Source organism: Arthrobacter crystallopoietes (assembly GCF_017603825.1).
GTDB classification, from domain to species: domain Bacteria; phylum Actinomycetota; class Actinomycetes; order Actinomycetales; family Micrococcaceae; genus Crystallibacter; species Crystallibacter crystallopoietes_B.
The window spans coordinates 821677-847317 of record NZ_CP072014.1 but is presented as its reverse complement, the minus strand read 5'-3'; the positions used below and the strand labels follow the sequence as shown (position 1 = coordinate 847317).

The 25641-nt window shown below is 62.5% G+C and carries 19 protein-coding genes; 14 read left to right on the top strand and 5 right to left on the bottom strand.

Annotated elements, in window-relative coordinates; genetic code table 11:
* Positions 1-38 precede the first annotated feature (38 nt).
* The 14 genes from J5251_RS03960 to J5251_RS03895 all read left to right on the top strand — a co-directional run bounded on the left by J5251_RS03960 (position 39) and on the right by J5251_RS03895 (position 18196).
* Positions 39-1367 (top strand): MFS transporter, encoded by a 1329-nt coding sequence (locus tag J5251_RS03960; RefSeq protein ID WP_208575269.1) that lies wholly within the window; start codon positions 39-41, stop codon positions 1365-1367.
* Positions 1368-1401: 34 nt separating this feature from the next.
* Positions 1402-2253, top strand: coding sequence for an alpha/beta fold hydrolase (locus tag J5251_RS03955; protein WP_208575268.1), 852 nt, complete (start codon positions 1402-1404; stop codon positions 2251-2253).
* 31 nt (positions 2254-2284) lie between these two features.
* Positions 2285-3778: a flavin-containing monooxygenase gene (locus tag J5251_RS03950; protein WP_208575267.1), complete on the top strand. Its 1494-nt coding sequence runs from the start codon at positions 2285-2287 to the stop codon at positions 3776-3778.
* Between the two features lie 71 nt (positions 3779-3849).
* Positions 3850-4962, top strand: coding sequence for an NAD(P)-dependent alcohol dehydrogenase (locus J5251_RS03945; RefSeq protein ID WP_208575266.1), 1113 nt, complete (start codon positions 3850-3852; stop codon positions 4960-4962).
* Positions 4963-4988: 26 nt separating this feature from the next.
* Positions 4989-6488 carry an aldehyde dehydrogenase family protein gene (locus J5251_RS03940; RefSeq protein ID WP_208575265.1) on the top strand — a complete coding sequence of 500 codons (1500 nt, stop codon included), beginning with the start codon at positions 4989-4991 and terminating at the stop codon, positions 6486-6488.
* Positions 6489-6814: 326 nt separating this feature from the next.
* Positions 6815-7768: an ABC transporter substrate-binding protein gene (locus J5251_RS03935; RefSeq protein WP_208575264.1), complete on the top strand. Its 954-nt coding sequence runs from the start codon at positions 6815-6817 to the stop codon at positions 7766-7768.
* Positions 7769-7770: 2 nt separating this feature from the next.
* On the top strand, positions 7771-8649 hold the full coding sequence (locus J5251_RS03930; protein ID WP_205676867.1) for an amino acid ABC transporter permease: 879 nt from the start codon (positions 7771-7773) through the stop codon (positions 8647-8649).
* A gap of 14 nt (positions 8650-8663) precedes the next feature.
* Positions 8664-9437 carry an amino acid ABC transporter ATP-binding protein gene (locus tag J5251_RS03925; RefSeq protein ID WP_139007042.1) on the top strand — a complete coding sequence of 258 codons (774 nt, stop codon included), beginning with the start codon at positions 8664-8666 and terminating at the stop codon, positions 9435-9437.
* A 59-nt stretch (positions 9438-9496) separates the two neighbouring features.
* On the top strand, positions 9497-11833 hold the full coding sequence (locus tag J5251_RS03920; protein ID WP_208575263.1) for an arylsulfatase: 2337 nt from the start codon (positions 9497-9499) through the stop codon (positions 11831-11833).
* Positions 11834-12493: 660 nt separating this feature from the next.
* Positions 12494-13720, top strand: coding sequence for an ATP-binding protein (locus J5251_RS03915; protein WP_208575262.1), 1227 nt, complete (start codon positions 12494-12496; stop codon positions 13718-13720).
* 254 nt (positions 13721-13974) lie between these two features.
* Positions 13975-14232 carry a hypothetical protein gene (locus tag J5251_RS03910; protein WP_139007055.1) on the top strand — a complete coding sequence of 86 codons (258 nt, stop codon included), beginning with the start codon at positions 13975-13977 and terminating at the stop codon, positions 14230-14232.
* A gap of 122 nt (positions 14233-14354) precedes the next feature.
* Positions 14355-14699: a PadR family transcriptional regulator gene (locus J5251_RS03905; protein WP_208575261.1), complete on the top strand. Its 345-nt coding sequence runs from the start codon at positions 14355-14357 to the stop codon at positions 14697-14699.
* Entirely contained in the window at positions 14696-15115 is a 420-nt protein-coding gene (locus tag J5251_RS03900; protein ID WP_208575260.1) for a hypothetical protein, read from the top strand. Before J5251_RS03905 ends, J5251_RS03900 begins: the two co-directional genes overlap by 4 nt.
* 297 nt (positions 15116-15412) lie before the next feature.
* Positions 15413-18196: an AAA family ATPase gene (locus tag J5251_RS03895; RefSeq protein ID WP_208575259.1), complete on the top strand. Its 2784-nt coding sequence runs from the start codon at positions 15413-15415 to the stop codon at positions 18194-18196.
* Between the two features lie 141 nt (positions 18197-18337).
* Here J5251_RS03895 and J5251_RS03890 read toward each other — a convergent pair whose 3' ends face one another.
* The 5 genes from J5251_RS03890 to J5251_RS03870 all read right to left on the bottom strand — a co-directional run bounded on the left by J5251_RS03890 (position 18338) and on the right by J5251_RS03870 (position 24995).
* The gene (locus J5251_RS03890) at positions 18338-19063 is read right to left on the bottom strand and encodes a M48 family metallopeptidase (protein WP_208575258.1); all 726 of its coding nucleotides are present in this window, start codon (positions 19061-19063) and stop codon (positions 18338-18340) included.
* Positions 19050-21200 carry a type I restriction endonuclease subunit R gene (locus J5251_RS03885; protein ID WP_244250917.1) on the bottom strand — a complete coding sequence of 717 codons (2151 nt, stop codon included), beginning with the start codon at positions 21198-21200 and terminating at the stop codon, positions 19050-19052. Before J5251_RS03885 ends, J5251_RS03890 begins: the two co-directional genes overlap by 14 nt.
* Before the next feature lie 13 nt (positions 21201-21213).
* The gene (locus J5251_RS03880; protein ID WP_208575257.1) at positions 21214-23031 is read right to left on the bottom strand and encodes a type I restriction-modification system subunit M; all 1818 of its coding nucleotides are present in this window, start codon (positions 23029-23031) and stop codon (positions 21214-21216) included.
* Positions 23032-23483: 452 nt separating this feature from the next.
* On the bottom strand, positions 23484-23867 hold the full coding sequence (locus J5251_RS03875; RefSeq protein WP_208575256.1) for a hypothetical protein: 384 nt from the start codon (positions 23865-23867) through the stop codon (positions 23484-23486).
* Between the two features lie 153 nt (positions 23868-24020).
* Positions 24021-24995, bottom strand: a complete 975-nt coding sequence (locus J5251_RS03870; protein ID WP_208575255.1) for a hypothetical protein — start codon at positions 24993-24995, stop codon at positions 24021-24023.
* Between the last annotated feature and the right edge of the window lie 646 nt (positions 24996-25641).

The following is a 25641-nucleotide window of genomic DNA, read 5'->3' as shown; positions in this document are numbered from 1 at the left end:
ACTATCTTCGTTCGATTCCGTATTTCAAGGAGACACCCATGGATTCATTGACCGCGGAGGCCACCGGCCCCGCCGCTACCGGAATGAGCGCCGTCGACCGGCGCCGTTCTCTCGTGGCAACCGGCGTTGGCAACCTGCTTGAATGGTTCGACTGGGCCGTCTACGCGGTGTTCTCCACCTACATCTCCGCGGCGCTCTTCAGCAAGGAAGACCCGGTCTCCGCCCTGCTGGGCACGCTGGCCGTCTTCGCCGTGGGCTTCGTCATGCGGCCCCTGGGCGGCTTCGTCTTCGGCCGGCTGGCCGATAAGAAGGGCCGCAAGTGGGTCCTGCTGGTCACCATGCTGATGATGGCCGCCGGCTCCCTGATGATCGCCTTGATCCCCAGCTACGAAACCATCGGCGGCTTCGCCTCCGTTTTGCTGCTGCTGGCACGGCTCATCCAGGGTTTCGCCCACGGCGGTGAATCTACGGCATCGAACGTGTACCTGCCGGAGATCGCCCCGCCCGCTAGGCGCGCCCTGTACGGGTCCACGGTTGGCGTCGCCATGGGCGGCGGCACTCTGATCGCCACGCTGTTCGGCACGGTACTCGCCGGGCAGATCGAAGCATCGGCCATGGGTGAATGGGGCTGGCGCATTCCGTTCTTCTTCGGGGCGCTGCTGGCGATCGTCGTCCTGTGGCTGCGCCGCAACATGATGGAATCCGAGGTCCACACCGAGCACGTAACCGCGGTTGCCGCCGAGGCTAAGACCGCCACCAGCGATCCGGGCTGGACCCGCGGCCAGATCGCCAAGCGCGCCGTCGAGGTTTTCTTCTACATGGCCGGCACGACACTGCCCTACTACATCTGGTCATCCTACGCGGCCGTCTACGCGATCTCGCAGCACGGCATGGATCCGGGACTTGCGTTTGCCGCGACCCTCGGCGCCACAGTCCTGAACATCTGCCTGGTCCCGGTCATGGGCTTGATTTCCGACCGGATCGGCCGCCGCATCCCGGTGATCTTCTACAACCTGGCCACCGCAGCGCTGACCTTCCCGATGTTCGGCCTGATCAGCTCCGATCCGTGGACCCTGTTCGCCGCCCAGAGCATCATGATGGGGATCAGCGCCTGCATCGGCGGCACCCAGCCGGCGATGATCTCCGAGCAGGTTCCCACCAAGTACCGCATGCTGATCATGGGCACCGCCATGCCACTGGCCGTCGCGCTCTTCGGCGGGACCGCGCCCTACCTCAACACCTGGTTCACCTCCGCCGGCAACGGCTGGTTGTTCAACCTGTACATGATCGCCGTCTGCCTGGGATCCGCCGTCGTCGTCTGGCGCTGGAAGGAAACCAAGGGCATCGACCTGCGCGACGTCCGCTGACCACTCCCGCCCTACCTTTGCGAAAGGAGCCAGCATGCTGGCCACTGACCTCATGATCCCCGCCGTCGCCGACGTCCGCGGAACCACCATCACTTACTACGACTCCCGGGACGAAAAGGACCGTGACGACGTCCTGGTCATGATCCACGGGACCTCCGGCTCCACCAAGGCACACTTCGGGTTCCTCTTCCCGATCCTCGCCGCCAAGCAGCGCGTGGTATCCATCGACTGGACCCAGCCCGCCCCAAACGGCAAGCCGATTGAACTGGACCAGCTCGTCGACCAAGTGGCCGGAGCGATCGAGGAGATCCTGCCCGGCCGGAAGGCGTTCCTGCTCGGCTACTCGCTCGGGGCCGTCGTCACCGCGGCCGTCGCCGCCCGCCGACCCGACCTGGTCGAGCGGCTGGTCCTCGTCGCCGGCTGGATGAAGACGGACCTGCAGCAAATCCTGCGCAATGACGTCTGGCAGGCGCTGCGCGCCTCAGGCGACGGCGCGATCCGTGCCTACTCCACCTTCTGCGCCTTCGGCGGACCGTTCCTGGCATCCAAGACCTTGGCCGACCTGCAGCCGGGGATGGACGCCATGGCGTTCGACGCCTTCGGCGACCAGCAGATGGAGCTCAACCGGCGCATCAACATTGTCGAAGACGTCCACCGGATCAGCGCGCCGACACTGGTGATCGGCTGCACGCACGACCAGATGGTCCCGATCCGCCACCAGAAGGCACTTTTCGGGGCGATCGAGGACGCGCGCTTCGCCGAAATCCCCACCGGGCACGCGGTCGTGTTTGAACGGCCCAGCGAACTCACCCACCACATCCAGCGGTTCCTCGACGAACCAGAAGCATTCACCGCCGGGAGCATCGTCCCCACGCCGCAACCGTAGCAGCGCCCAGCATCCGTAGAGAGGCACCACCATGACTGACCAGACAGTCCAGCACGTCAAGACCCTGATCGTCGGCTCCGGCTTCGCCGGCCTCGGCCTAGCCATCCGGCTCAAGCGCCGCGGCGACCAGAACTTCGCAATCATCGAGCGTGCCCACGACGTCGGAGGTACCTGGCGCGACAACACCTACCCGGGTGCCGCGTGCGATGTGCCCAGCCACCTATACTCGTTCTCCTTCCGGCCCAACCCGGACTGGTCGAGCGTATTCTCGCCCGGCCCGGAGATCCAGCAGTACCTGCGCGACGCCGCCCGCGAGGAGGGGCTGCTGCCGCACGTGCACTTCGGCGCCAACATGCTTGACGCCTCCTGGGACGACGACGCCGCCCGCTGGACCGTCACCACCTCCACCGGAACGTTCACCTCCACCTACCTGGTCACGGGTACCGGCCACCTCGCCGACGAGGCCTTCCCCGCGATCGAGGGCCTCGAGGATTTCCCCGGAGCGAAGTTCCACTCTGCCCGCTGGGACCACTCCGTCCCGCTGGAAGGCAAACGCATCGGCGTGGTCGGCACCGGGGCTTCTGCCATCCAGATCGTCCCCGAACTGGCGAAGATCGCCTCCGAACTGGTGGTCTTCCAACGCACCCCGGCATACATCATCCCGCGCGCCGAACGCGCCTATACCGAAGGGGAAAAGCGGCTGTTCCGCCGTGACCCCTCGGCCATCACCGAACTGCGCTCAGAGCTGTTCTGGGGCGGGGAAAACACCTACGCCCAGCGGCGTGCCGTCCCGCAGTTCCTGGAGGCCGGCAAGAAGATGGCCCTGGACCACCTCGCGGCCCAAGTGCCCGACCCGGAGCTGCGGGCCAAGCTGACGCCGGACTATGAACCGGGCTGCAAGCGTGTGCTGATCTCCAACACGTTCTATCCGGCCCTGCAGGCCAAGGTCACCACCCTGGAGGCCTCCGCGCTGCGGCGTGTCGACGGGTCGACGGTAGTCGCGGCGTCGGGCGCCGAGTACGAGCTCGACGCGCTGGTCTTCGCCACCGGCTTCGAGGCCACCGAACCGCCCTACGCGGCGCTCGTGCACGGCCGGGACGGGATCAACCTCTCCGATCACTGGAAATCGGGCATGCAGGCCTACGACTCCGTCGCCGTCGCCGGGTTCCCCAACCTGTTCAGCATCAACGGTCCGAACACGTCCCTGGGCCACAACTCAATCGTCTACATCATCGAATCCCAGGTGGACTACATCCTCGGCGCCCTGGACTACGCGGCCGAGCACGGGCTTGAGGTCATCGAACCGACTCGCGAGGCCGAGGAAGCCTACGTCGATAAGATCCAGGCCGATGCCCAGGGCACAGTCTGGATCGACGGCGGCTGCAAGAGCTGGTACGTCGACCAGCGCAGCGGCAAACTCACACTGATCTGGCCCGACTTCGGCTTCGCGTTCCGAGACAAGAACGGCACCTTCTCACCGGACGGCTACCGGACCCGAACCGCGCCGCAGCCCGCCGCCGTCTGACGCCCCAGGACCCGGACACCCCCGGACAGGCAGCAGCAATCCCGATTCAACCGAACTTGAAGGAGAACGCAATGAAGATCGATGCTTACGTCGTCGAAGGAAAGAACGAACCATTCCTCCTCGAGGAACTGGAGCTGGACGCCCCGGGCCCGGGCGAGGTGCTGGTCCGTGTCGTCGCGACCGGCGTCTGCCACACCGACTTGAACACGCAGTCCGGCGACATGCCGCTGCCCCTGCCCGGCGTCCTGGGGCACGAGGGCTCCGGCGTCGTCGAAGCCGTCGGCGAGGGCGTCACCGACTTCGTCCCCGGGGACCACGTCATCATGGGTTGGCCGTACTGCGGTGAGTGCCGCAATTGCCGGCGCGGCGAGCCCCGCTACTGCGCCCGAATCGTTGACGCCCTGTGCGGCGGACAACGGCTCTCGGGTCCGAAGGCGGGCGAATCCGCCTACCGCCGCGCGGACGGCACCAGCCTCTCGGGGCACTTCTTCGGACAGTCCTCCTTCGCCAACTACTCGCTGGCCTCGGCCGCCGCGCTGGTCAAGGTGGACAAGGACATCCCGCTGAACCTTCTGGGCCCACTGGCCTGCGGCATCACTACAGGCGCCGGCGCGGTCTTCAACACGGCTCAGCCCGGGCCCGGCGAATCCGTCGTCGTCTTCGGCGCCGGCGCCGTCGGCCTCGCCGCGGTCATGGCCGCGACCAACACCCCGGCCACCACCATCATCGCGGTAGACCTACACGATTCGCGGCTGGAGCTCGCCCGGGAGCTGGGAGCCACTCACACAGTCAACTCCGGCAGCGCCGACCCCGTCGAAGAGATCCTGCGTATCTGCGGCGGCCCGGCCGACTACGTGCTGGACTGCACCGGAGTCATCAAAGTCATCGAGCAGGCCGCCGAGGCCGTGGGCATGCTCGGCACGCTGATCCTCATCGGCGGCGCCCCGGCCGGCGCCAGCTTCACACTGGACCACCTGCGCACACTGTGGGGCCAGCGCATCATCGGCACCTTGGGCGGCTCCAAGACCTCACAGGAGCTGATCCCGGCGCTCATCAGCCTCTACCGCCAGGGCCGCTTCCCCTTCGACAAGCTTGTCAAGTTCTACGACTTTGACCAGCTCGACCAGGCCATCGCCGAGGCCAAAACCGGTGAAACCATCAAAGCCGTCCTGAACATCGCCTAACCCATCCACCACCGGAGGAAATACACATGACCGTCACCACGACCTCGCCGGCATCCGCCGCCCCGGCCTTCGCGGCCGAGATTCCGCACCGGATCTACGTCTCCGGCTGGCAGGAGGGCACTTCGGAGACCACGCTCACCACCACCAACCCCTTCGACGACTCGGTGATCGCGACCATCCGCCAGGCCTCCGTCCACGACGTCGACGACGCCTACGCGGCCGCCGCCGCCGCCCAGCCGGAGTGGGCTGCGAAGACCCCGGCAGAACGCAGTGCCGTGCTCTCCGCGGCCGCAGACTACATCGAGTCGAACCGCGAGCAGATTGCCGTGCTGCTCTCCGCCGAGTCCGGCTCCTCCGCACTGAAAGCAGCGGTGGAGGTCGGTGCGGCCATCGCAGCCACCCGCGAAGCCGCGACGTTCCCGTCACGGGTGCACGGGCGCATCGCCCCGTCCAACTCGCCCGGCAAGGAGAACCGGGTCTACCGCGAGCCGATCGGTGTCGTCGGTGTCATTAGCCCGTGGAACTTCCCGCTGCTGCTCTCCCAGCGCTCGGTGGCGCCAGCGCTGGCGCTCGGCAACGCCGTGGTGCTCAAGCCCGCCTCCGACACCCCGCTGACCGGCGGCCTGCTACTGGCCAAGGTCTTCGAGGAGGCCGGCTTGCCGGCCGGAGTGCTGAACGTCGTCGTCGGTTCGGGGTCGGAGATCGGGGACCACTTCGTGGCCAGCCCGGTCCCGTCCTTCGTGTCCTTCACCGGCTCGACCCCCGTGGGCCAGAACGTCGGCAGGCTCGCCGTCGGCGGGAAGCACATGAAGCGCGTGGCCCTTGAGCTCGGCGGCAACGCCCCGCTGGTGGTCCTTGCCGACGCGGACCTGAACCAGGCCGTGCGGGCCGCCGCGATGGGCAAGTTCCTGCACCAGGGGCAGATCTGCATGGCAGTGAACCGGATTATCGTTGAGGCTCCGGTCTACGACGAGTTTGTCGAGCGCTTCGCCGCACACGTAGCCACCATCCGCTTTGGCGACGTGGCAGATCCGAAGAACGTGGTGGGCCCGATTATCAACGACGCCCAGCTGGCCTCGGTAACCGGGAAGATCGAGCGCGCCCGGGTCGAGGGCGCCCGCGAGGTGCACGCCGGGCCGGTTGAAGGCCGCGTCGTCGCCCCGCACGTGTTCGCCGACGTCACCCCGGAGATGGAACTGTTCCGCGAGGAGATTTTCGGCCCGGTGGTGGGCATCGTCAAGGCCTACGACGAGGCCCACGCCCTGAAGCTGGCGAATGACACCGAGTTCGGGCTTTCCAGCGCGGTGTTCACCACCGACCTCGAGAAGGGCGTGCGCTTCGCGCGCGCCGTCAAGGCCGGCATGACCCACGTTAACGACATCACCGTCAACGACGAGCCGCACGTGATGTTCGGTGGCGAGAAGAACTCCGGGCTCGGCCGCTTCAACGGCGACTGGGCCATAGGGGAGTTCACTACCGATCACTGGATCGGCGTGCAGCAGACCCCGCTGCAGTTCCCCTTCTAGTGCGGATCCGGAGGGGCAGACGCCGGCGCCGCCGCCATCCGTCCCCCGGAATCACCCCCACCGCAAGACAAGCGCCGCTCCCACGCGCCTTGGGTAACTGTTAATGAGTCCATTGAGCGGACTCTACGACTCACCGCCCCGCGCTGGCTCAAGGGAGGTCAGAGAGTCATATTCAGCCCGCTCTTGCACTGCCAAGGTGCCGTGGGTCACAATGGAGCGTGGTTGAGGCCAGGGCTGACCGAAGTAAGCCCCTCTTATAAAAGTCCACTAAACGAACTTTACGGGCCCTTTGAGCGGCCCACCTAATACCTAACCTGGGGAGCATCATGACGAAAACACCGAATACCGGACTAGCGTTCATCGCCATGGCCGGAGCCGCCGTACTCGCACTGTCCGGATGCGGTGCGGGCGACGACCCCGCCGCCGCCGACGCCCCGCCCCAGGCAACCCTCGCCATTGACGAGGAGGCCCGGGCACTCCTGCCCGAGCAGATCCGCGAGGACGGCAAGCTGGTCTTTGGAACGACAGCCAACAACGCGCCCTTCACGATGAAGCCCGCCGAGGAAATCGTCGGCATGGTCCCCGACCTGGGCAAGGAACTTGGTGCCGTGCTCGGCGTCGACGTTGCCTTCGAGCCGATGTCCTTTCCCGGACTCGTCCCCGCCTTGGAAGCCGACCGAATCGACGCCGTCTGGACGTTGATGACCGCGACGGAGGAGCGCGAACAGACCATGGAGATGGTCTCCTTCATGAAGAACTCCACCGGCTTCATGACGCTGGCCGACGCCGAGCCCATCGAGACAGTCGACGACCTGTGCGGGCGTCATCTGGCCACCGTCCGCGGTGGAACCATCCAGGCCCTCCTCGAGAAGGCCGCCGACGATTGCGCGACCGAGGGCAAGGAGCGCCCGCAGACGTCGTACTACGATGACGCGGCGGCAGCCCAAACGCAGCTGCGTTCAGGCAAGATCGACGTCTTCTCCGGGATCACGGTCCCGCTGCGCTACGTGGCCGAGCAGGTCAACGGCGGCAAGACGTTCACGGTCTCCGATGTCGAGCTCTTGGGCGGAGCCCAGGCAGTCGCTCTCGGCAAGGGCGACAAGGAACTGGTCGAGGCCGTTCGCGCAGGCCTGCGGAAGGTCGTCGAGAGTGGCCGCTACGACGAGATCCTCGCCGAGTACGGGGCACAGAACGAGGCGTTCACCCCCGAGCAGATCGTTGCCAACCCCGCCACCAGCGGCGAGCTCGATGCCGTCGTGAAGACCCAGGAGGATGAATAGGCATGACAGTAGCGTCCGCGCCCACCGTGCCAGTCAGAGGCGAAGCACCCGATATGTCCATCAAGGCCGTCCCCGTGCGCCACTACGGGCAGTGGCTGACCGCCGTCGTGGTCACGGTACTCCTAGGCGCCTTCCTCATGGCCATGGCCCAGAACGAGAACCTCGATTATTCGATAGTCGCCGCGAACCTCTTCGCCGGCCCCATCCTCCACGGCCTCGTGGTGACCTTCCAACTGACCGTGGTCGCGATGATCGGCGGCGCCCTCATCGGCGTGCTGCTGGCCGTCTCGAAGCTGTCCAGCAACAGGGTCCTCAGCGCCCTCGCCACTGGATACGTCTGGTTCTTTCGCGGCGTCCCACTCCTGGTCCTGATCCTGATCTTCGGCAACTTCTCGCTGCTCTTCGACACCCTTGGCATCGGCATCCCGTTCACGGACATCATGTTCGTCGAGGTAGAAACCAACGCAGTCATGACGACCTTCGTCGCTGCGGCGGCCGCACTGGCCATCCACGAGGGCGCGTACATGGCGGAAATTGTGCGCGGCGGGATCCTGGGCGTCGACCACGGGCAGAAGGAGGCCGCTGCCGCCCTCGGCATGCGACCCGGTCTCGCGATGTTCCGGATCGTCCTGCCCCAAGCCCTGCGCATGATCATCCCGCCCACCGGCAACCAGCTGATCCTGCTGCTGAAGTCCAGCTCCCTCGTTTCGGTCATCGCCGGCGGTGAACTCATGACTGCGGTCAACGACATCGCAGCGGTGAACTACCGCACCATCGAGATGTTCTTCGTCGCCTCATTTTGGTACCTCGTCATCGTCTCCGTGCTGAGCATCGGCCAGCGGTTCCTCGAGCGCCGCGCTGGTCGGGGCTACAACCGGTGAACGGAAAGGAAAACATGAACTCCACACCCATGGTCGTCGCCCAGGGCGTCCGCAAGAGCTTCGGCCGCCACGAAGTGCTCAAGGGCATCGACCTCGAAGTCAACAACGGGGAGGTCATGTGCTTCCTCGGCCCGTCCGGATCGGGCAAGTCCACGTTCCTACGCTGCGTCAACCGCCTCGAGACGATCGACGCGGGCCGGATCCGGGTCGACGGATCGCTCGTGGGCTTTAAGGAACGCAACGGGCGGCTGTACGACCTGACGGAAAAGGAACTTGCCCGCCAGCGCAGCCAGATCGGAATGGTCTTCCAGCGCTTCAACCTTTTCGCGCACATGACGGCCCTCGAGAACGTCATGGAGGCCCCGCTGCACGTGCGCCGGCAGGCGAAGCGCGAGGTCCGCGACCGGGCACAGGACGCACTGGCGCGGGTCGGGCTGTCCGGGCACGAGCACAAGTACCCGGCCCAGCTCTCGGGCGGACAGCAGCAGCGCGTCGCCATCGCCCGCGCCCTGGCCATGGACCCGAAGGTGATGCTGTTCGACGAGCCAACCTCCGCGCTCGACCCCGAGCTGGTCGGCGAGGTACTCGATGTGATGCGCGGGTTGGCGGACAGCGGCATGACGATGATCGTCGTGACCCATGAGATCGAGTTCGCCAAGGAAGTCGGCGACGAACTGGTATTCATGGACGGCGGCCTGGTCGTCGAGAAGGGCGACCCGCGGCAAGTACTGGAGAACCCCCAACAGGAGCGGACCCGGCGCTTCCTGCGCGCGACGGCCGCCGTCTAGCACGCGTCGGCACACCGCCGGCAACCTTCGCCCCCAGGGGCCAGATCGAGAGGAACCGAGTGAACGAGCACACCGACGGCTACCCGTACCCGGTCCGCGACTATGAGGGCTTCTGCGGCCGAGTGGCGGAGCGGGCCAGTGAATCGGTCCCCGCATGGGGGCAGGCCCCCCAGACGGAGGCGGATGCGCCAAACGTCGTCGTCATGCTCATGGACGACATGGGTTACAGCGACATCTCACCGTTCGGGTCCGAAATCGATACCCCGGCACTTGAGGAACTGGCCGCCGGGGGGTACCGGCTTGGCAACTACCAGACGCCGCCCATGTGCTCCCCGGCCAGAGCCTCGCTGATGACTGGGCTGAACCCGCACCGGGCGGGGTTCGCCTGGGTGCCCCACGTCGACCCCGGGTTCCCGAACGCTGCCATGGAGATCCCCGCGGACGTGCCCACCGTGGCCGAGCACTTCCGCGCCCACGGATACGCAACATTCATGGTCGGCAAGTGGCACCTCACACCCGAAGCGAAGATGCACGACGCCGCGGAGAAGTCCGCATGGCCGGTCCAGCGCGGTTTCGACCGGTACTACGGGTGCATGGACGGGTTCACATCGCTGTTCCACCCGCACCGCCTGGTACGCGACAACGGCCAGGTAGTCATCGACGAGTACCCCCGGGACTACTTCCTCACGGACGACCTGACAGACCAGGCGATGTCCATGGTGTCCGAACTGCGCGCCAGCGACCCCTCCAAGCCCTTCTTCCTCTACTTCGCGCACACCGCGGTACACGGTCCCTTGCAGGCCAAGGCGGAGGACGTGGAGAAGTACCGGGGCCGCTACGAATCGGGCTGGGACCACATCCGAGCCGAGCGCTTCCGCCGCCAAATCCACTTGGGTCTCTTCCCGGAAGACACCGAATGCGCACCTCGGAACACCGAGCCCGGGTTCGACGTCCCCGCCTGGGACGATCTGGCCGACGAGCAGAAGAAGCTCTTCGCTCGCTATATGGAGGTGTATGCGGCCTCGCTCGACAACGTTGACCAGAATCTGCGCCGACTGTTGGACTACCTCAAGGTGCTGGGCGAGTACGAGAACACGATCATCGTCTTCACCTCCGACAACGGGGGCACTTCCGAGGGCGGGGACACGGGCACCCGCAGCTACTTCAGTCGGTTCGGCGCGCCCAAAGCGGGTTTGCCCGAAGGATGGACGGACGACGTACCCCGCGACCCCGCCCTCATCGGCGGCCCGCAGACCTACGCCCAGCACCCCCGCGGCTGGGCATACGCTGCGAACACCCCGTTCCGGCTCTACAAGACATTCCCGCACGCCGGCGGCGTGCGCGTGCCGATGATCGTGTCCTGGCCGGCCGGGCTCCCGCGCCCAGTCGAGGACGACGGGCTCCGGCGCCAATTCGCCCACGCGGTCGACGTCGCGCCGACGCTGATGGAGCTCGCCGGCGTCCGCCCCGTCTCCGAACGGCACGGCCTACCCACCCGCCAAATGGATGGGCGCTCCTTTGTGCGGATGCTCCGCGACGGGGCTGCCCCCGCGGCCAGGGCGTCGCAGTTTACGGAGCTCAACGGGAGGCTTGGGTTCCTCGAGGGGCGGTGGAAGGCCGTGTTCCCCGAGCCCAACGGGGCCGGTTGGGATGCGGGGGAATGGGAGCTCTACGACGTGGAGGCAGACCCCGCCGAGACGCGGAACCTCGCCGCTGCCCACCCGGAGAAAGTCCGCGACCTCGGGGAGAAGTGGCGGGCGGCGGCCTGGTGGAACCAGGTGTTCCCGCTGAACGACGACGGCTCCTTCAACCGGAACCGCCCTGCGACCGAGCTGGGCCTCGAACAACCCGTGACCCTCTACCCAGGGACGCCCACCCTCGAGCGGTACCGCTCGGCAAAGCTCGTCCGGCTGCGCTCCTTCACTGTGGACGTGCGGCTGGAATACCACGGCGGTGACGCGGGCGTGCTAGTGGCCCACGGCGACCAGGGCGGCGGCTACGTCCTGTTCATCGAGGGCGGGCGCCTGAACCTGGCCTACAACGAGTACGGCACCATGCGGCGTGCCAGCTCTCCTATTAGTGCCGGCCGGCACACGGTGCGGCTCAGGTTCGACGTGCTCCCAGAATTCCGGTGGGCAATGGCGCTGGAGGTGGACGGCATTGTCACAGCGGAGTTGCGCGAAGTCTTCCAACTGGTCGGGATGGCGCCGTTCGCCGGAATCTCTGTTGGCCTCGACCGGGGCGGGCCCGTCGACTGGGAAGTGTACGAGCGGCACGGCTGCTTCCGCTACACGGGACGGTTGGAGTCCGTCCGCTACACTCCGGGCCCCAAGGCCGCCTACAGCCAGGAAAAGATCATGGAGATGGACCAACGGATACTGGCGGCCTTCGAGTAAGAGGTTTCGCCGATAGGTCAGGGTTCTTCGCTTTGGCCCGCTATCCCCGGACAGCGGAGAGCAGGTCTCGGTCTTGCGCCCGCTGCCAAGTAACGGTGGTCGGCCCGAGCATGTGAAACCCGACCTGCCCGAGTCGATCAAAGAACGCAACATGCGTTGGCCTCGCCCTGTGGCACGACAGGGCGGGACAAGGCCTGCGGGTCAAGCTACGACGACTCGGCAACAACCCTGTTGGTGATGCGGCCGATGCCCTCGATCTCGACGGTGAGGGTATTGCCGTTGTGTAGGAAAATCTGTGGGGTCGCGGCGGTAACCGACACCGGAGGGCGTGCAGGTGAAGATTACATTGCCGGGTTCGAGGCGGGTGACCTGGCCGTTGAGCGTGGTGATGATGCCCGCGGAGGTAAGGTCGGCCCCCTCCGGCGTCACGAACGGCCAACGGATGCGCTGCACCGACATCGTGTACAGACCTGATACCCCGGCACTGACGGCTTCCGGAGTCTGTTAGTCTGCTTCACTTCCATGGGCCCAACGCCTCTGTCATATGCGCCGTTCGGCGTCTGCTTGGTGCGCAAGGTGAGCTGAGGCAGGTCGCTTTAGTGATTTTAGTGAAGTTTATTAGATCCAGATAAACTGGTCTAAAACGAGTAAACTGCTCTTATGGATCAGGTGCTTAATCCCTATACTCCGAATGCTGGAGCCACCCCAGAGCTGGTTGTCGGGCGTGATGAGCTGCTCAAGGAGTTCGAGACGCTGCTGCGTCGGCTTGCCCGTGGCCGGACCGACCAGTCGATGATTGTTACCGGATTACGGGGCGTCGGGAAGACCGTTTTGCTGGGGGAGTTCCGGCAAATCGCGGATGACTTTAAGTGGAAAGTACTGGAGCTGGAAGCCAGCAAGCACGACGACAACCACTTCCGGCAGACGCTGTACTCCAAACTCAGGGCCTCGCTGTTCCAGGTGTCCCCGCGGGCGCGGTGGGGCGAGCGGGCCAGGAACGCCGCACAGGTCCTGCAATCATTCAGCCTCACGGTTGACCCGACGACCGGTGCCCCCACCCTTTCCCTGGAGGTCGAACCTGCCGAAGGGCTGGCGGACCACGGGGACCTGACACTGGACCTCACGGATGTTCTGGTCGCTATCGGCGAGGCGGCGGCAGACCACGGCACGGGCCTGGTGCTGCTTTTCGACGAGGTCCAGTTCCTTAGCCGCTTCCAGCTGGAAGCCATCATCCAAGCGATCCACAAGACGGTGCAGCGGAAACTTCCCGTGACGTTCGTCGGAGCCGGACTTCCACAGATCGCCGAACTGGCCGGAGACGCCAAATCCTATGCGGAAAGGCTCTTCAAGTTCCCGCGCATCGGTTCCCTCGAGGAGGAAGACGCGGCAAGGGCGCTGGCCGAGCCCGCACTGGCAGAGGGTGCTCGGTTTGAACAGGATGCACTCGAACGGGCTTTCAAGCTGACCGAAGGCTATCCCTACTTCATCCAGGAGCTCGGTTACCAGGTCTGGATGGTGGCCAACGACCAGGTGATCACGCTCGGCGATGTTGAAGATGCCAAGGACGCCTACGAGGCGAAGCTGGACGAATCGTTCTTCCGGGTCCGCCTGGACCGGGCGACGCAACTCCAGATCGCCTATATGCGGGCAATGGCCGAGCTAGGGCCCGAGTCCCAGAAGGCCGCGGATGTCGCGGCCGTGATGGGCCGTGAGTCGACCCAGCTGGCGCCGACCCGCTCAGAGCTTATCGCCATGGGGCTGCTGTATACCCCGTCGCATGGATACGCCGGTTTCACCGTTCCCCACTTCGACCGCTTCATGCTGCGCGCCGTACCTGAACTGGAGGTCCCGAAACTGCAGAAGCGCCGGCCGAAGAAGAAGGGCTGAACCACTACTCCACCAGAGGACAGACTGCACCATGCTGGCAGGTGATGCCGGCCCGCCTTTCCGATGCTGCCATCCAGCGGGGCCCCTTCCGCCCTTCGGCGGGCCCGGTGTCTGATCCAAAGGTCACCGTTGTTCCGGTTCCACAGCGCGGTCCCCGTATAGGCCGCGGCAGTACTATTGGATGTCGCCTTGGGAAGGCGTGGGGGAAGGGGAGCCTGCGTACGGTTGCTGTTGTGGGTGAGGAGGAGAGCGGAATGGACGCCTTGGAAGAGATGGCTGGTCAGACCATGGTGGCGTTTCTTGTTGCCGCGGGGGTGTTCCATGTTGGAGCCTCGCTGGTACTGCTGGCCACCACCAAACGGCTGTCTCCAGGGATCAGGGCAGGGTTGTTGGCCGGCTGTCTGCTCGTTCCGCTGATCGGACCGGTTCTGGCGGTTTTTACTGCTTGGTCGGCGGCCCAACATTCCCAACGTCGAAAAGAAACCCGCGCCGCGGCCCAGGCGCAGCACTGATCCGACACCTCGGAAGCGGGTCAGGTGCCGCAGAACTGCCGGTACGTGGATCTTCCGGACAGTCAGAGATGACCACGCGCGATTAGGTTGCGGCACTAACTAGTCTGTGTGACGATCTAGTCGTGGAGAATTTCAACTGGCCGGTCGAGTGGCTCAGGGGAGTGCTGACCCCCGCGGTGCTGTCCGTCGTGAGCGACGGGCAGACCTACGGGTACCTCATTGCGCAGAGGCTCGCCGATGCAGGGCTGGGCACCGTTAAAGGCGGAACCCTTTACCCGCTCCTGGCCCGGCTGGAACAGGACGGCGACGTTATCTCAACCTGGCGTGAAGGGCAGGGCGGGCCGGGACGGAAGTATTACTCGATCACCCCGGGCGGCCGGCAGCACCTGGCAGCCTTGCGGGCGGACTGGCAGGTGTTCGCAGACCGGTCAACAGCGGTGATCACCGGAAGGAAGGAACACGCATGACTGCGACACCAGGAGAAGAGTACGCCGAGGAACTGAGGGAGATTCTCGAACTCCGGGACGTTCCGGCGGAAGTCGTCAGCCAGATCGTGCGTGAGGTCCAAAGCCACGTCGCCGAATCAGGCGAGGACCCCGTGGCAGCGTTCGGAACCGCAGGCGAATACGCCGATAACTTCGCACCCAGGTCCCGCATCACCCGGTTCTGGCTACTGACCGTCTCATCTGTCTTCCTTGCCTTCGGCGGAACCTATGTCCTGATCAAAGGAGTCTTCGCACTGCTGGGAAGCGGCCACGACCTGTGGACACTGTCGCCCTGGATCAGCGTGGCGCTCGGAGCTGCCGGGATAGCTTCCTTTATCGCACTGATCCTCATCGCCGGCGCACGTTCAAAACGCCGTTCGCACACATGGCGCCTGTAGGCGCCGAAAGTGTCGTATGCGCCGTTATCGGCGTTCGGAGGCGCCGGTGAAGCGGCTGCCAACCTTGGGGTTCTTGGCCCTGGAAGGTATGAGTCTCCCGCGGACGTTTTCCAGAGGCTAGGTTTGCTCCCCGTCTCCGGATCCAACCGCTCGGGAAACAGACGCGCCTTACGCGTCCGGACCCAGTCTATGACCGCCGCAGGTCCCTATCCCGCTGCTGACGGACCATGTCGGTGCCCGGAACTGCCGTTGCCCGCCAGTACCATGTGAAAAACGTTTGATTGATGGGGCAACTAAGTGGCGGGAAGCATCTACGGGGAACTGCTGAAGTTTGCGGAGAACTTGGAACCATGGCAGCGGGATGCCCTTCGGCGGCACACCGAGTCGCCCACCTTGTCGGATGCCGAAATCAACGAACTGACCGATATTGCCTACGCTGCAGCACTTGCAGGGGAAAAGCACTTGGTTGATGACGCCACCGAAGTCACGTTTCCCGATGCTGTCCCGCTGGCGGAGGTGCATGTTCCCAGCACCTCATCAGCAGCCCCCTCCGTCGGCTTGAAAAAGGTCCGGCACATCCAGGGTGTAAACCGGATGAGTCCGGGCGCCGCCATCACCCTCAAACCTACTGGGCTGAATATCGTGTTCGGACTGAACGGGGTAGGTAAGAGCGGATACACCCGCATCCTGAAACGTTCCTGCCATTCCAAATATCCAGAAGCAGTGCAAGGCGATGTTTTCGCCGCCGGCACCATCGCACCCCAGGCGGAGATTGAATACCTGCTGGGGGATGACGACCTCAGCCACGAATGGACGCTGAGCAGCCCCAGCACTGACCTGAACCTGTCCAGGGTCGCCGTATATGACTCCAAGACAGCAACCGCCCATGTCTCCCGGCAGGGAACGGAACTGACAGTCACCCCTGATGGGCTGGAACTGCTGACCAGCCTCATTGCCACCTACGATTTGGTCACTACCGAAGTCCGCAGGCGGGTATCCGTCCTCAAAGCAGAACAGCAGCCCGGCATCGTTGTGGACGCCGCCGATATCGAGGTAAAAAATGTCCTGTCCCTGCTGGGAAAGAACTTTGGCTATGCAGCCGCCGAAGCGCTTGGCAAGCTCACCGATGAGGAAGCCGCCGAACTGACCGCCCTCCCGGCGGAAATCGGCCACCTAAAAACCAACAGCCGGGCAGCACGCCTTGCCAAGGCACAGCATGACGCAAACCAGCGGACTACCCAGGCACGCCGGATCGAAAACCTTGCAGCGAAGGTCTGCAGGGAACAAATCCAGGTACTGCAGGGCATCAGGAAACGGCTGCAGGAAATTGCCAGCGACGAAGCCGCCTCACAAAAGCACGACTTCACCGCAGAGGCAGTGCCCGGGGTACACAGCCCCCACTGGAAGGCAATGTGGGCCGCGGCGAAGGAGTATGCGGAGGCGGAAGCCTACCCGGAACACATCTTCCCCGACGCCGCCGTGCCGTTATGCGTGCTGTGCCACCAACCCCTTACGGCAGAAGTGCATGACCGATTCACGCGCTTTAGCCAGGCGATGGCGGCTGACCTGTCCGCAGAGCACCGGAAACTGACCACCCAGGCGGAGAAAATCGTTGCCGGCATCGACGATGCGGTGTCTCCGGAAAAGATTGACGAAGCCCTCCTGAACCTGCTGGCAGTCGAGGGCGGCGGATTCATCCAGCAATTGCGGCAGGACATGGCCAACGTCAAGGAACTCCGGGATATCCTTGCCGACAGCAGTGCAGCCCCGGAAACGGTTGATACAATCATGACCCCGTTCATGGACGGTGCGTCGGTCAGTGACGGCAGTGGTGTTCCTGTGGATGGCTACACGATTGCTAGCAGCCTCATGGAGGCGGTGCAGGAACTGGACAAGGCAGCTGCCGAATACCTTGCACAGGTAACCACCGTCCAGGAGGAAGGTGCAGACGGGGCGGAACTAGCAGCCTTGGAAGCCCGATACCTGAACCTGAGCGAGCGGTCACGGGTAGGGATGTCGCTGCCCAACCTCAAGGCACTCCATAACCGGCGAATCCATATAAATGCCTTGGGAGCGGTTCAACGGCAGTGCCAAACCCGGGGACTATCCGAAAAATCCAAGGCGGTATGCGCCGAGTACGTGCAAAAGGTCGCTGAGGAGTTCCAGCGCAACCTTTGGAGCCTGGAAGACCCCGACCTTCCCGGTGAATCCCGGCTGCAGGTGGAACTCATCGCAGACAAGGTTGGCAAGGGCATCAGCAACATCGCCTTTACGGTCAAAGGGACAGCCACAACAAAAGCAAAAACGCACGCTGACGGCGTACTGAGCGAGGGGGAACTGCGGGCAGTATCCCTGAGTGCATTCCTAGCGGATGTGGTGAGCAGTGAAGACGGTTCGGCGATCATTTTTGATGACCCGATGAACTCCCTTGACCACGGCTTTCAGGAGCGCGTGGCGAAACGACTGGTGAAGGAAGCCCGGAACCGGCAGGTTATCGTGTTCACCCACAGCACCGCATTCATGGGTGCCTTGTGGTATGAGGGCGTCAAAAAGGACATCAATGCTCAGGCGGAGGACGGGATCACCTCCCCGCAACCTGTTGAAACCCACTTTATTGAAATCGACAAGCATCCTGGCCTCGGGACCGGCATTCAGGTGGCGGAGAGCAAGGAGCCGATCAAGGGTTACCTTGGCACCACCGCCATGGCGGACAAACTCATCGGTCAGGCGAAGCAGCATCACGAGAACGGGGATATGACAGCATACTCCCGGGACTGCATGGAGTTCGGCAACACCATCCGGAAGGCGTGGGAGTACGCCGTCGAGGAAGTCGTCATCAATGGGGTCGTTGCCAGGAATAAGCCAGGCGTTTCAACGATGAACCTTAAGGCCTTGCTGGCACTGGGTCGAGCGGATATTGCGGCAGTTGACAAGGGAATGGAAGTCAGCAACCTGTTCGTCCATTCCACCGGTTCGGGATGGGAGAGAAGCCTGCCGCAACCCAGCCAACTCCGGTCTCGGCTAAGCGACCTTCAGACTTGGGTTAAGGATTTCCGGAAGCGGAAGGAGGCCATACTCTAAGCAGGCACGGACCCAGGCACGGCCCCGGCACGAATGCAGGGGGCTTCGTGCCGGCTGTCGGCCATGGTCGCTATGCCTCAGATTTTGACATCAATCTCATTGATTTATTGTGACGGCAGGATTCTGCAATCTCTGAATTGTTCAATGTGTCCACTCTTCGCTCCGTAAGGGAGCAGCGTTCAGCTCATCGCGTCTGGCTTGCCAGTCGGGCAGGAAATGGTCCATGAGCGCGGTGAATCGTTCGCTGTGGTGCCGTTCGAGCAGGTGGGTCATCTCGTGCACCACAATGTACTCCAAGCACTTAGGGTGCTTCTTCGCCAGTTCCAGGTTGAACCAGATATGTGCGGATTCGCGGTTGCAGCTACCCCATTTGGTCTTCATACGGCGAACCGTCCACTTGGCCACATCACGCCCGATAGCTGGCTCCCACCTGGCGATAAGGGCAGGGATTTCCCGCTTCAGCTCATTGCGGTACCACCGGTCTAAGGCCTCGCGGCGCTCGTCCGCGGTGCTCTCTGCCGGTGCCTGCAGGGTCAGCCGGTTTCCGCTGAGGTTCAGCCGTATCCGACCCGGTTCACCGACAACGCTGAGCCGATAGCGCTGGCCCCAGACGTAGTGCGACTCGCCGGTGAGCATTTCGCGTTCGGACTGGCGGGCGGCATTGCGCAGCTGAGCGCGCTGTTTTTTGATCCAGGGCAGCCGCTGGACGACGGCGAGCCGGATGGCATCCTCGTCCAGCCGGTCGGGTGCGGCGACACGGACGCGGCCTTGGGGCGGATAGACAGCGATGTGCAAGTTCTTGATGTCCTTGTACACGATATCGACGTCGATGCCCGAGACCGTGAGGCTAGCATTAGTGGTACTCATCGCGCGCCTTGACCAGATCGAACAGGTCGTCAAAGCGGTCAAAGTCCTCAGGCAGAACCTTGCGGATTGCTCGCTCGACCATTTTTTCCTTGAGTTTGTTGCCGACCCAGTCATGAGGTTTGCTTGTCCGGATGGCCACGTCGACTTGGATGGGCGTCACTTCGTCGTCCCAACCAAAGTCGAATAAGGCCCGCTGGCCACCAGTCTTGGCCCAACCGGGGTAGACCGTATCGGATTCTTGTGAACCCACCTTTCTGGCGTGCGCGATCAACTGCTCGAGGTACTGCTTGTAGTCGATCGCGCCATGACGTCGCTGCTCAATGATCGCGTCCAGCAGAGCAGACATGTCCTCGTAGTACTTCGGATTCATGGCCTGTTCGTCGACGATGACCTTGCGGATATTGTTAGCGATCGTTTCGGCGACTGCTTCGGGATCCTTCTTGATGCCGGCGGGGAGCTTGTCCACGGCACCCGCGCCTTCCTGAACGATGAGCTGAATCAGGCCCACGTTTTCGAAGTCCGCGATCGTCTCGGACGGATCAGCCTGGATGTATGTGTCGAGCAGAAACCGCATGCCTGCTTCGTACTGCTTGAAGTCGACATCCTCGCCGGCTCCCAGCTTTACCTCATCGCGGACAGCGGCATAGTGCGCGACCTCCTTGCCGATGGAAGCGGCTTCGGCTTCAGTGTAGCCAGCCTCGGTCATGTCGTTGGCGATGGCGCCGTAGGCGCGCGCCAGTGCCGCGACGGACTTGTACAGTTCGACGCGCTTTGGCTCATTGTTTTTGAGCTGTGCGGCGTTGCCCTGCTCTTGAGCGCAGAAGTAGTGCTGGTACTGGAGAGTGCCTTTGGGCGGATCCACGGGCTCGCACAGGGCCCGGATCCGTTCCATGGCTTCCTCAAGGTCTTCGCGTGCCTGTTTGAGGCGGTCCTTGAGCAGGCCATCGATGTCGCTCTTCTCGTAGCCGTCCAGAGCCCCGGAGGTGTAATCGGTGATGGCGGTTTCGAGGGAATTGAAGAGGTCCTGGTAGTCGACGATGTAGCCGTAGTCTTTATCGTCACCGTCGAGCCTGTTGACGCGGCAGATCGCTTGGAACAGGCCGTGGTCGCGCATCTTCTTATCGATGTAGAGGTAAGTGGCAGAGGGCGCATCGAATCCGGTCAGAAGCTTGTCCACCACGATGAGCAGACGCATCTGTCCCGGCTCGTTGATAAATAGTTCCTTGACGTCCTTCTCGAATTGCTCGACCTTGCTCAAAGCTTGGTCTGCCGGCTCGTCGAAGTGGTCGGCGAGCATCTGGCGGTAAATCTCGTATTGTCGCAGCTTCTCGGTCGCGCCGTGGCCGGAGTCTTCCTTGGATATGTCCCCGGCTTGGGGCTGGTAGCTGGTGACGATGGCGCACTTGCCCCTGAGCCCGGCATTGGCGAACATTTCGTAGAACTTACATGCCTGGTAAATGCTGGAGCCGACCAGCATGGCGTTGCCGTAGCCGTCCATGAGTCGGGGTTTGGTCTCCATGTCGAGCAGGATGTCGTTGACGATCTGCTTGGCCCGCGGCTCGGAGCTAACCACTTTCTGCATGGTGCCCCAGCGCTTCTTCAGCTCGGCCTTGGACAGATCGGTCATGCCTTTGGTCTTGGCGTTGAACCACTGATCGATCTTCGCCGAGGAGGTCAGATCCTGGTCGATGCTGCGGGCCTCGTAGCGCAGATCCAGCACCACCCCGTCGGCGACTGCCTCGTCAAACCTGTAGGTGTGGATAAAGCTACCGAAGGTCTCGATGCTCGTGGCCTTGTCAGCCTTCAGCAGGGGAGTACCGGTGAATCCGATGAACATCGCTCCCGGCAGCAACTGCTTCATGGCCCGGTGCATCCTGCCGGACTGAGTGCGGTGGGCCTCATCGACGAAGACGAACAGGTTGCCCTTGGCCGAGAACCCGGGTGGAATCTTGGAGTTGAGTTCGGCGATGAAGTCGCCCTCGGCTTCATCGCGGGACCGATCATCCTCGCCGCCGCGGAATTTGTGAACCAGTGAACAGACCAGCCACGGATCATGGCTGTTGAGGACACCGATTAGATCAGCGCCGGAGGTAGTTCGGTAGATGTCCTCGTTGACGCCGCTGAAGACCTTCTTGATCTGTTCGTCCAGTTCAGTGCGGTCGGTGATCAGCAGGACGCGGGCTTGCTTGTGGTGGCTTGGCGGCGTTAAGCCAGCCGTCGTTCATGATCAGAAAGACGTCGTCATGCATGACGGAGTGCCAGTAGGACATCAGCTGTTCGTAGACGTCGTATTCGTCGAGAAGCGGTGTGTCCTTGAATCTATTCAGCAGGTCGTCGGCGATCTCGACGATAAGTTCCTGCGGCTTGGTTTTCTCGTTGATCGAATCAAGAGCGGAGCGGTGAGCTGCATACCAGTCTGTAACTTGGGCGCGAGCTTTTTCGGAGAATGCCGCGAATTCTGCCGAGTTCAGGATCTTTTGCTGCACTTCGGTAATGTCGACGGTGAGCTCGCTGTAGCCATGGCGGCCGTTTCCTCGGAAAAGTTCCTTGCGGAGGGTGGGGAAGGCGTCCCAACTGGCGCGCAGGGCCTCAATGTCGCGGTCGGGAATTCCGCCGTGTAAGTGGGCATGGAGATCCTGGATATCTTCGGGCTCGGAGGAGTCAATGTACCGCGGGATGTTGAGGTTGTAGTTATTGGCACTGTTGCCGATCTCGTTCAGCGGCACCATGCGGGAATAGCGTTCGATTTCGGTCTGCTTGGTGAATACATCCACGATTTTGTGCATGTCCTGGGACCGGAGACGGTTTTTGTTGCCGTCCTTGATGAAGCTCTTCGAAGCATCGATCATGAAGGCACCGGTGCGAGCTTGGGCGTTTTCCTTATCGAGCACGATGATGCAGGCAGGAATTCCCGTGCCGTAGAAGAGGTTGGTGGGCAGACCGATGATGCCCTTGATATAGCCCCGTTTCAGCAACTGCTTTCGGATAGCTGCTTCGGTCCCGCCGCGGAACAGGACGCCGTGGGGAAGGATGACGGCGGCCTTTCCGGTGCTCTTCATGGATTTGAGGATGTGCAGCAAGAAGGCATAGTCGCCGTTCTTCTCAGGCGGTGTTCCATATTCGAAGCGGCCATACTCGTTCTCGAGCCCGTTACTCCATGACTTGGTGGAGAAGGGGGGATTGGCTACGACGAAGTCAAAGGTTGCCAGCTGGTCGCCCTGGGTGAACTGGGGGCTGGTGATCGTGTCGCCCTTGCGGATATCGGCGATTTCATTGCTGTGCAGGATCATGTTCATCCTGGACAGGGCCCAGGTCGCGTTGTCCTTCTCCTGCCCGTAGAGTGTCAGCCCCTGGGGGGCTTCGTCCGCCACCTTCAGCAGAAGGGATCCCGAGCCGCAGGTGGGGTCGTATGCGGTGGCGGAAAATGGGGTGTTGGGAGTGATGCCGAGCAATTTGGCCATGATGCGGGAGACTTCTGCAGGGGTGTAGAACTGGCCCTTGGATTTGCCGGATTCGGTGGCGAAATGACGCATCAGATATTCATAGGCATCGCCGAGCAGGTCATCGCCTTCGGCTCGGGAGCCGCGGAAGTCCAGGTCCTGGAAGATGGTTACCAGCTTGGAAAGGCGGTCCTGCATCTCCTTGCCCTTTCCCAGCTTTTCTTCATCGTTGAAGTCGGCCAGGTCGATGACCTTCTGCAAGTCGTTGGCTTCGGCGAGTTTGGCGATAATTTTATTGATCTTGTCGCCGATTTCCTTATCACCCTTGAGAGTGATCATGTCGTCAAAGGATCCGCCCTCAGGCGCGTCGATGAGGCTGCTCGGGTCGGTCTTCGCCTTGTCCGAGACGTACTTCATGAACAGCATCGTGAGGATGTAGTCCTTGTATTGGGAGGCGTCCATGCCTCCGCGGAGTTCGTCGCAGCTCTTCCATAGCGAGCTGTACAGGTCCGATTTCTTCAGTGCCACCGGTTGTCCTTGCTTTCTCTATCTATATCCTTTGAATACTTTGTCATGATTCGAGACGAAGGGTCGGTGTCCCATTCAACCGGCGGAGAAAGTGCCGGCGAATGTACTCTTCTGATCCACTTGCCTGAAGTATCCCTTGGCTGCGCACTTTTTCAGCCAGTCCCCCGAGCTGGTTTAGATGCGTCATCGCTGCCCAGTTTTGACTACGTGCTCATCTTCTTGGATGCCCTTGGGACAGCGAATGGGCTGGCTGCATCTGTGGCAGCCGATTAAAAACCGCTGTCAAAAACGGTGGATTGTGGAGGCCGGCTCATAGAGGCCTTCGAGACTCAGAGTTCCGGTCCTAACCAGGAGCAGAACTCGACCACGAAACCGGGACCCTCGCTGCCGCTTTTGCAATGAGTTTTGAAACAGGGCTGCAAACGCGCGTGGCCGCCTGCCTCAGAGGAGGCTCACTGGTCCTTGAGCCAGTCGATGTCACAGACCCGCCCAAGTCTGGCCAGAGCGGCATGGTACTTGTCTGACAGTTCTTGGTTGGCGTTCACTTCGCCCATTGTGCCGTAGACGCCGCTTGACATCTCCGCCGTGAGCTTGATGTCCTCGCTGACAACGGTGGACGCCTTTGCCGCCAGCAGGGCCATCTGTTCTCCGACTTGATCGGCAGCACCTTCGGTGGCGACGTCCTCGTTTTCCAGCGCCAGGACGGCCTTCAGCTCTGAACAGGTTTGTTCAGTGGAGAGCCGTTCAACGGGAGCCTCCGCCGCGTCCGGTGTCTGTGCGCATCCGCTGACTGAAGCTACGGCCAGCAGAACAATCAGCGCGAGTGAATATTTCATTTCTCCCCAACGTTTGATTTAGAGCCACAGTCTATTTGGGCTAGTCAGTTCCAACTGTCAGTTAGCCAGTGGCGGGTTTTTCACACGTAGTGTGGCCCCGACATATCGCAGCAAAGGACCGGCTTATAGGACGGGCAGTCTCGGGCACTATGTCTATTCGGTGGCGAGACGGGCAAGCGCACGCACACCTGCGGCGAACTGGTCGAGTTTCAGTCGAACATGACCGTTCTGCAATGCCTGCTTACTGGCACCCAGTTCGTCCAGTTTCAGGGCCATCAGTTCGTCGGGCACCAAGCGGGGCTTCGTCCGGTTTATCCATGGCCAGCGTTCGACCGCGGCCTGTTCCCGGGATGCAACGTAGTCATCAGGCTTGAGCTCTGCTTCCCTTGTCACCTCGACCACGGCATAGCAATCGCCCGTAGCAGCCGCACAGATGAAAACCAGGTCACCGGGCTTGAAGCCCGGTTTCCCCTTTGCTGGGCTGGCGAACAATGACTGCCGGCACCACCCACCCAATTTGGGTTCGCCATACTCAAGCTTCACCCACAATCCCCGACCGTCGCGTGCATCCGAAAGAAGTCGCTCCGCGAAATGCAGTGCAGAATCAGCATCCAGATCGCCTGACGGCACCTGCTGAGCGCCTGTCAAATCCTTTGCTTTCGCAAGAACTGCGTCGAGGTCCTTTGGGGTGACGTCAGAAGCTGGCCAAGTAGCGATGACTAGCTTCGCTTCAGCGACCTGGTCAGCGCTGAGATCAATGCCAAGCTCGAAATTGGAAGCCGCGGAGCTTCCCAAGCCCGCTCCTGTCAGATTTGCTGAACCGACGAGCCCACGTGTACCGACAAGGTACGCTTTCGCATGCAGCCGCGGCACGTGGCAGACTCGAACGCCGCTCTCCATGAGGTCTTTGATACCCGTTAGAGACAGATAGCCATTCGCGACCGCGCTCGGGTCAAGGCACGTGAGAAGCTGCCAACTGTAACGCGACTCCTTGGCTGCGAATGCCAGCTGCCTACAGACTTCAATCGCCAAATACGGGCTGGCCAGAACCACATTGCCATCAATCGCCGCGACTGCATCTTTTAACCACGCGGCCGCTTTCGTCTGCAACTGGCTGTCAATCCCCATGTGTAGGAGAGTACCTCGTGCACGCGCTAGGCAGTGCTGCACCTCACCGGCAGTAAGCCCGATGAAAGCGTGATCAGTCAGTGACACAGATTGGGACGAGCAGTCGTCAGCCCAAAAAACCGCCTTTCCTAATTAACTACAGTCACTGCTCTTGCGTTTTCGGCGTCTCATAGAAGGATCCATATGCGCGGCATTTGGCTCTTCACGAAGGAGGGCGTACGGGGCTGAATATGCCGTATTCGAGCCAAATGCGCGAGATGTAGTTGGTGAGGAACGAGCTGACTCGCCACGCCGAATGTGAGGCAGGGCTACTGCTCCGCCGACTGCCCTCACTACAGGCGGGGTTGATCTCCTAAGCGGGGATATGTTCCCAGGTGGCGCCGTATGCACGTGTTGACTTCTGCATGTCTTGGTAGAAGTCCCATCCCTGATCTCTACTGGTGAAGACCTCTTCATAGGTCGTCCCGCTCTCCTCCACGGACCTCCATGTGACTCGATATTTTAGGCTCTGGTCTTCATAGCCGCTGGTCGGTTCGTGCCTCATCTTTTTGCTCCTTTTGGCGTGTGGAGCGACGTTAGCATGTTCATTCTTAGCCGTCGAACGAAATGCGGAGCAGAAGCGCGGAACGACTTTCACCGGATGCGC

What these genes read in the sequence shown, in the direction of transcription:
- J5251_RS03870 (WP_208575255.1), bottom strand. Translation starts at nt 24,995, where the DNA reads ATGGGGATTGACAGCCAGTTGCAGACGAAAGCGGCCGCGTGGTTAAAA.
- J5251_RS03925 (WP_139007042.1), top strand. Translation starts at nt 8,664, where the DNA reads ATGAACTCCACACCCATGGTCGTCGCCCAGGGCGTCCGCAAGAGCTTC.
- J5251_RS03960 (WP_208575269.1), top strand. Translation starts at nt 39, where the DNA reads ATGGATTCATTGACCGCGGAGGCCACCGGCCCCGCCGCTACCGGAATG.
- J5251_RS03890 (WP_208575258.1), bottom strand. Translation starts at nt 19,063, where the DNA reads ATGAGTACCACTAATGCTAGCCTCACGGTCTCGGGCATCGACGTCGAT.
- J5251_RS03950 (WP_208575267.1), top strand. Translation starts at nt 2,285, where the DNA reads ATGACTGACCAGACAGTCCAGCACGTCAAGACCCTGATCGTCGGCTCC.
- J5251_RS03945 (WP_208575266.1), top strand. Translation starts at nt 3,850, where the DNA reads ATGAAGATCGATGCTTACGTCGTCGAAGGAAAGAACGAACCATTCCTC.
- J5251_RS03935 (WP_208575264.1), top strand. Translation starts at nt 6,815, where the DNA reads ATGACGAAAACACCGAATACCGGACTAGCGTTCATCGCCATGGCCGGA.
- J5251_RS03875 (WP_208575256.1), bottom strand. Translation starts at nt 23,867, where the DNA reads ATGAAATATTCACTCGCGCTGATTGTTCTGCTGGCCGTAGCTTCAGTC.
- J5251_RS03910 (WP_139007055.1), top strand. Translation starts at nt 13,975, where the DNA reads ATGGACGCCTTGGAAGAGATGGCTGGTCAGACCATGGTGGCGTTTCTT.
- J5251_RS03955 (WP_208575268.1), top strand. Translation starts at nt 1,402, where the DNA reads ATGCTGGCCACTGACCTCATGATCCCCGCCGTCGCCGACGTCCGCGGA.
- J5251_RS03900 (WP_208575260.1), top strand. Translation starts at nt 14,696, where the DNA reads ATGACTGCGACACCAGGAGAAGAGTACGCCGAGGAACTGAGGGAGATT.
- J5251_RS03930 (WP_205676867.1), top strand. Translation starts at nt 7,771, where the DNA reads ATGACAGTAGCGTCCGCGCCCACCGTGCCAGTCAGAGGCGAAGCACCC.
- J5251_RS03915 (WP_208575262.1), top strand. Translation starts at nt 12,494, where the DNA reads ATGGATCAGGTGCTTAATCCCTATACTCCGAATGCTGGAGCCACCCCA.
- J5251_RS03940 (WP_208575265.1), top strand. Translation starts at nt 4,989, where the DNA reads ATGACCGTCACCACGACCTCGCCGGCATCCGCCGCCCCGGCCTTCGCG.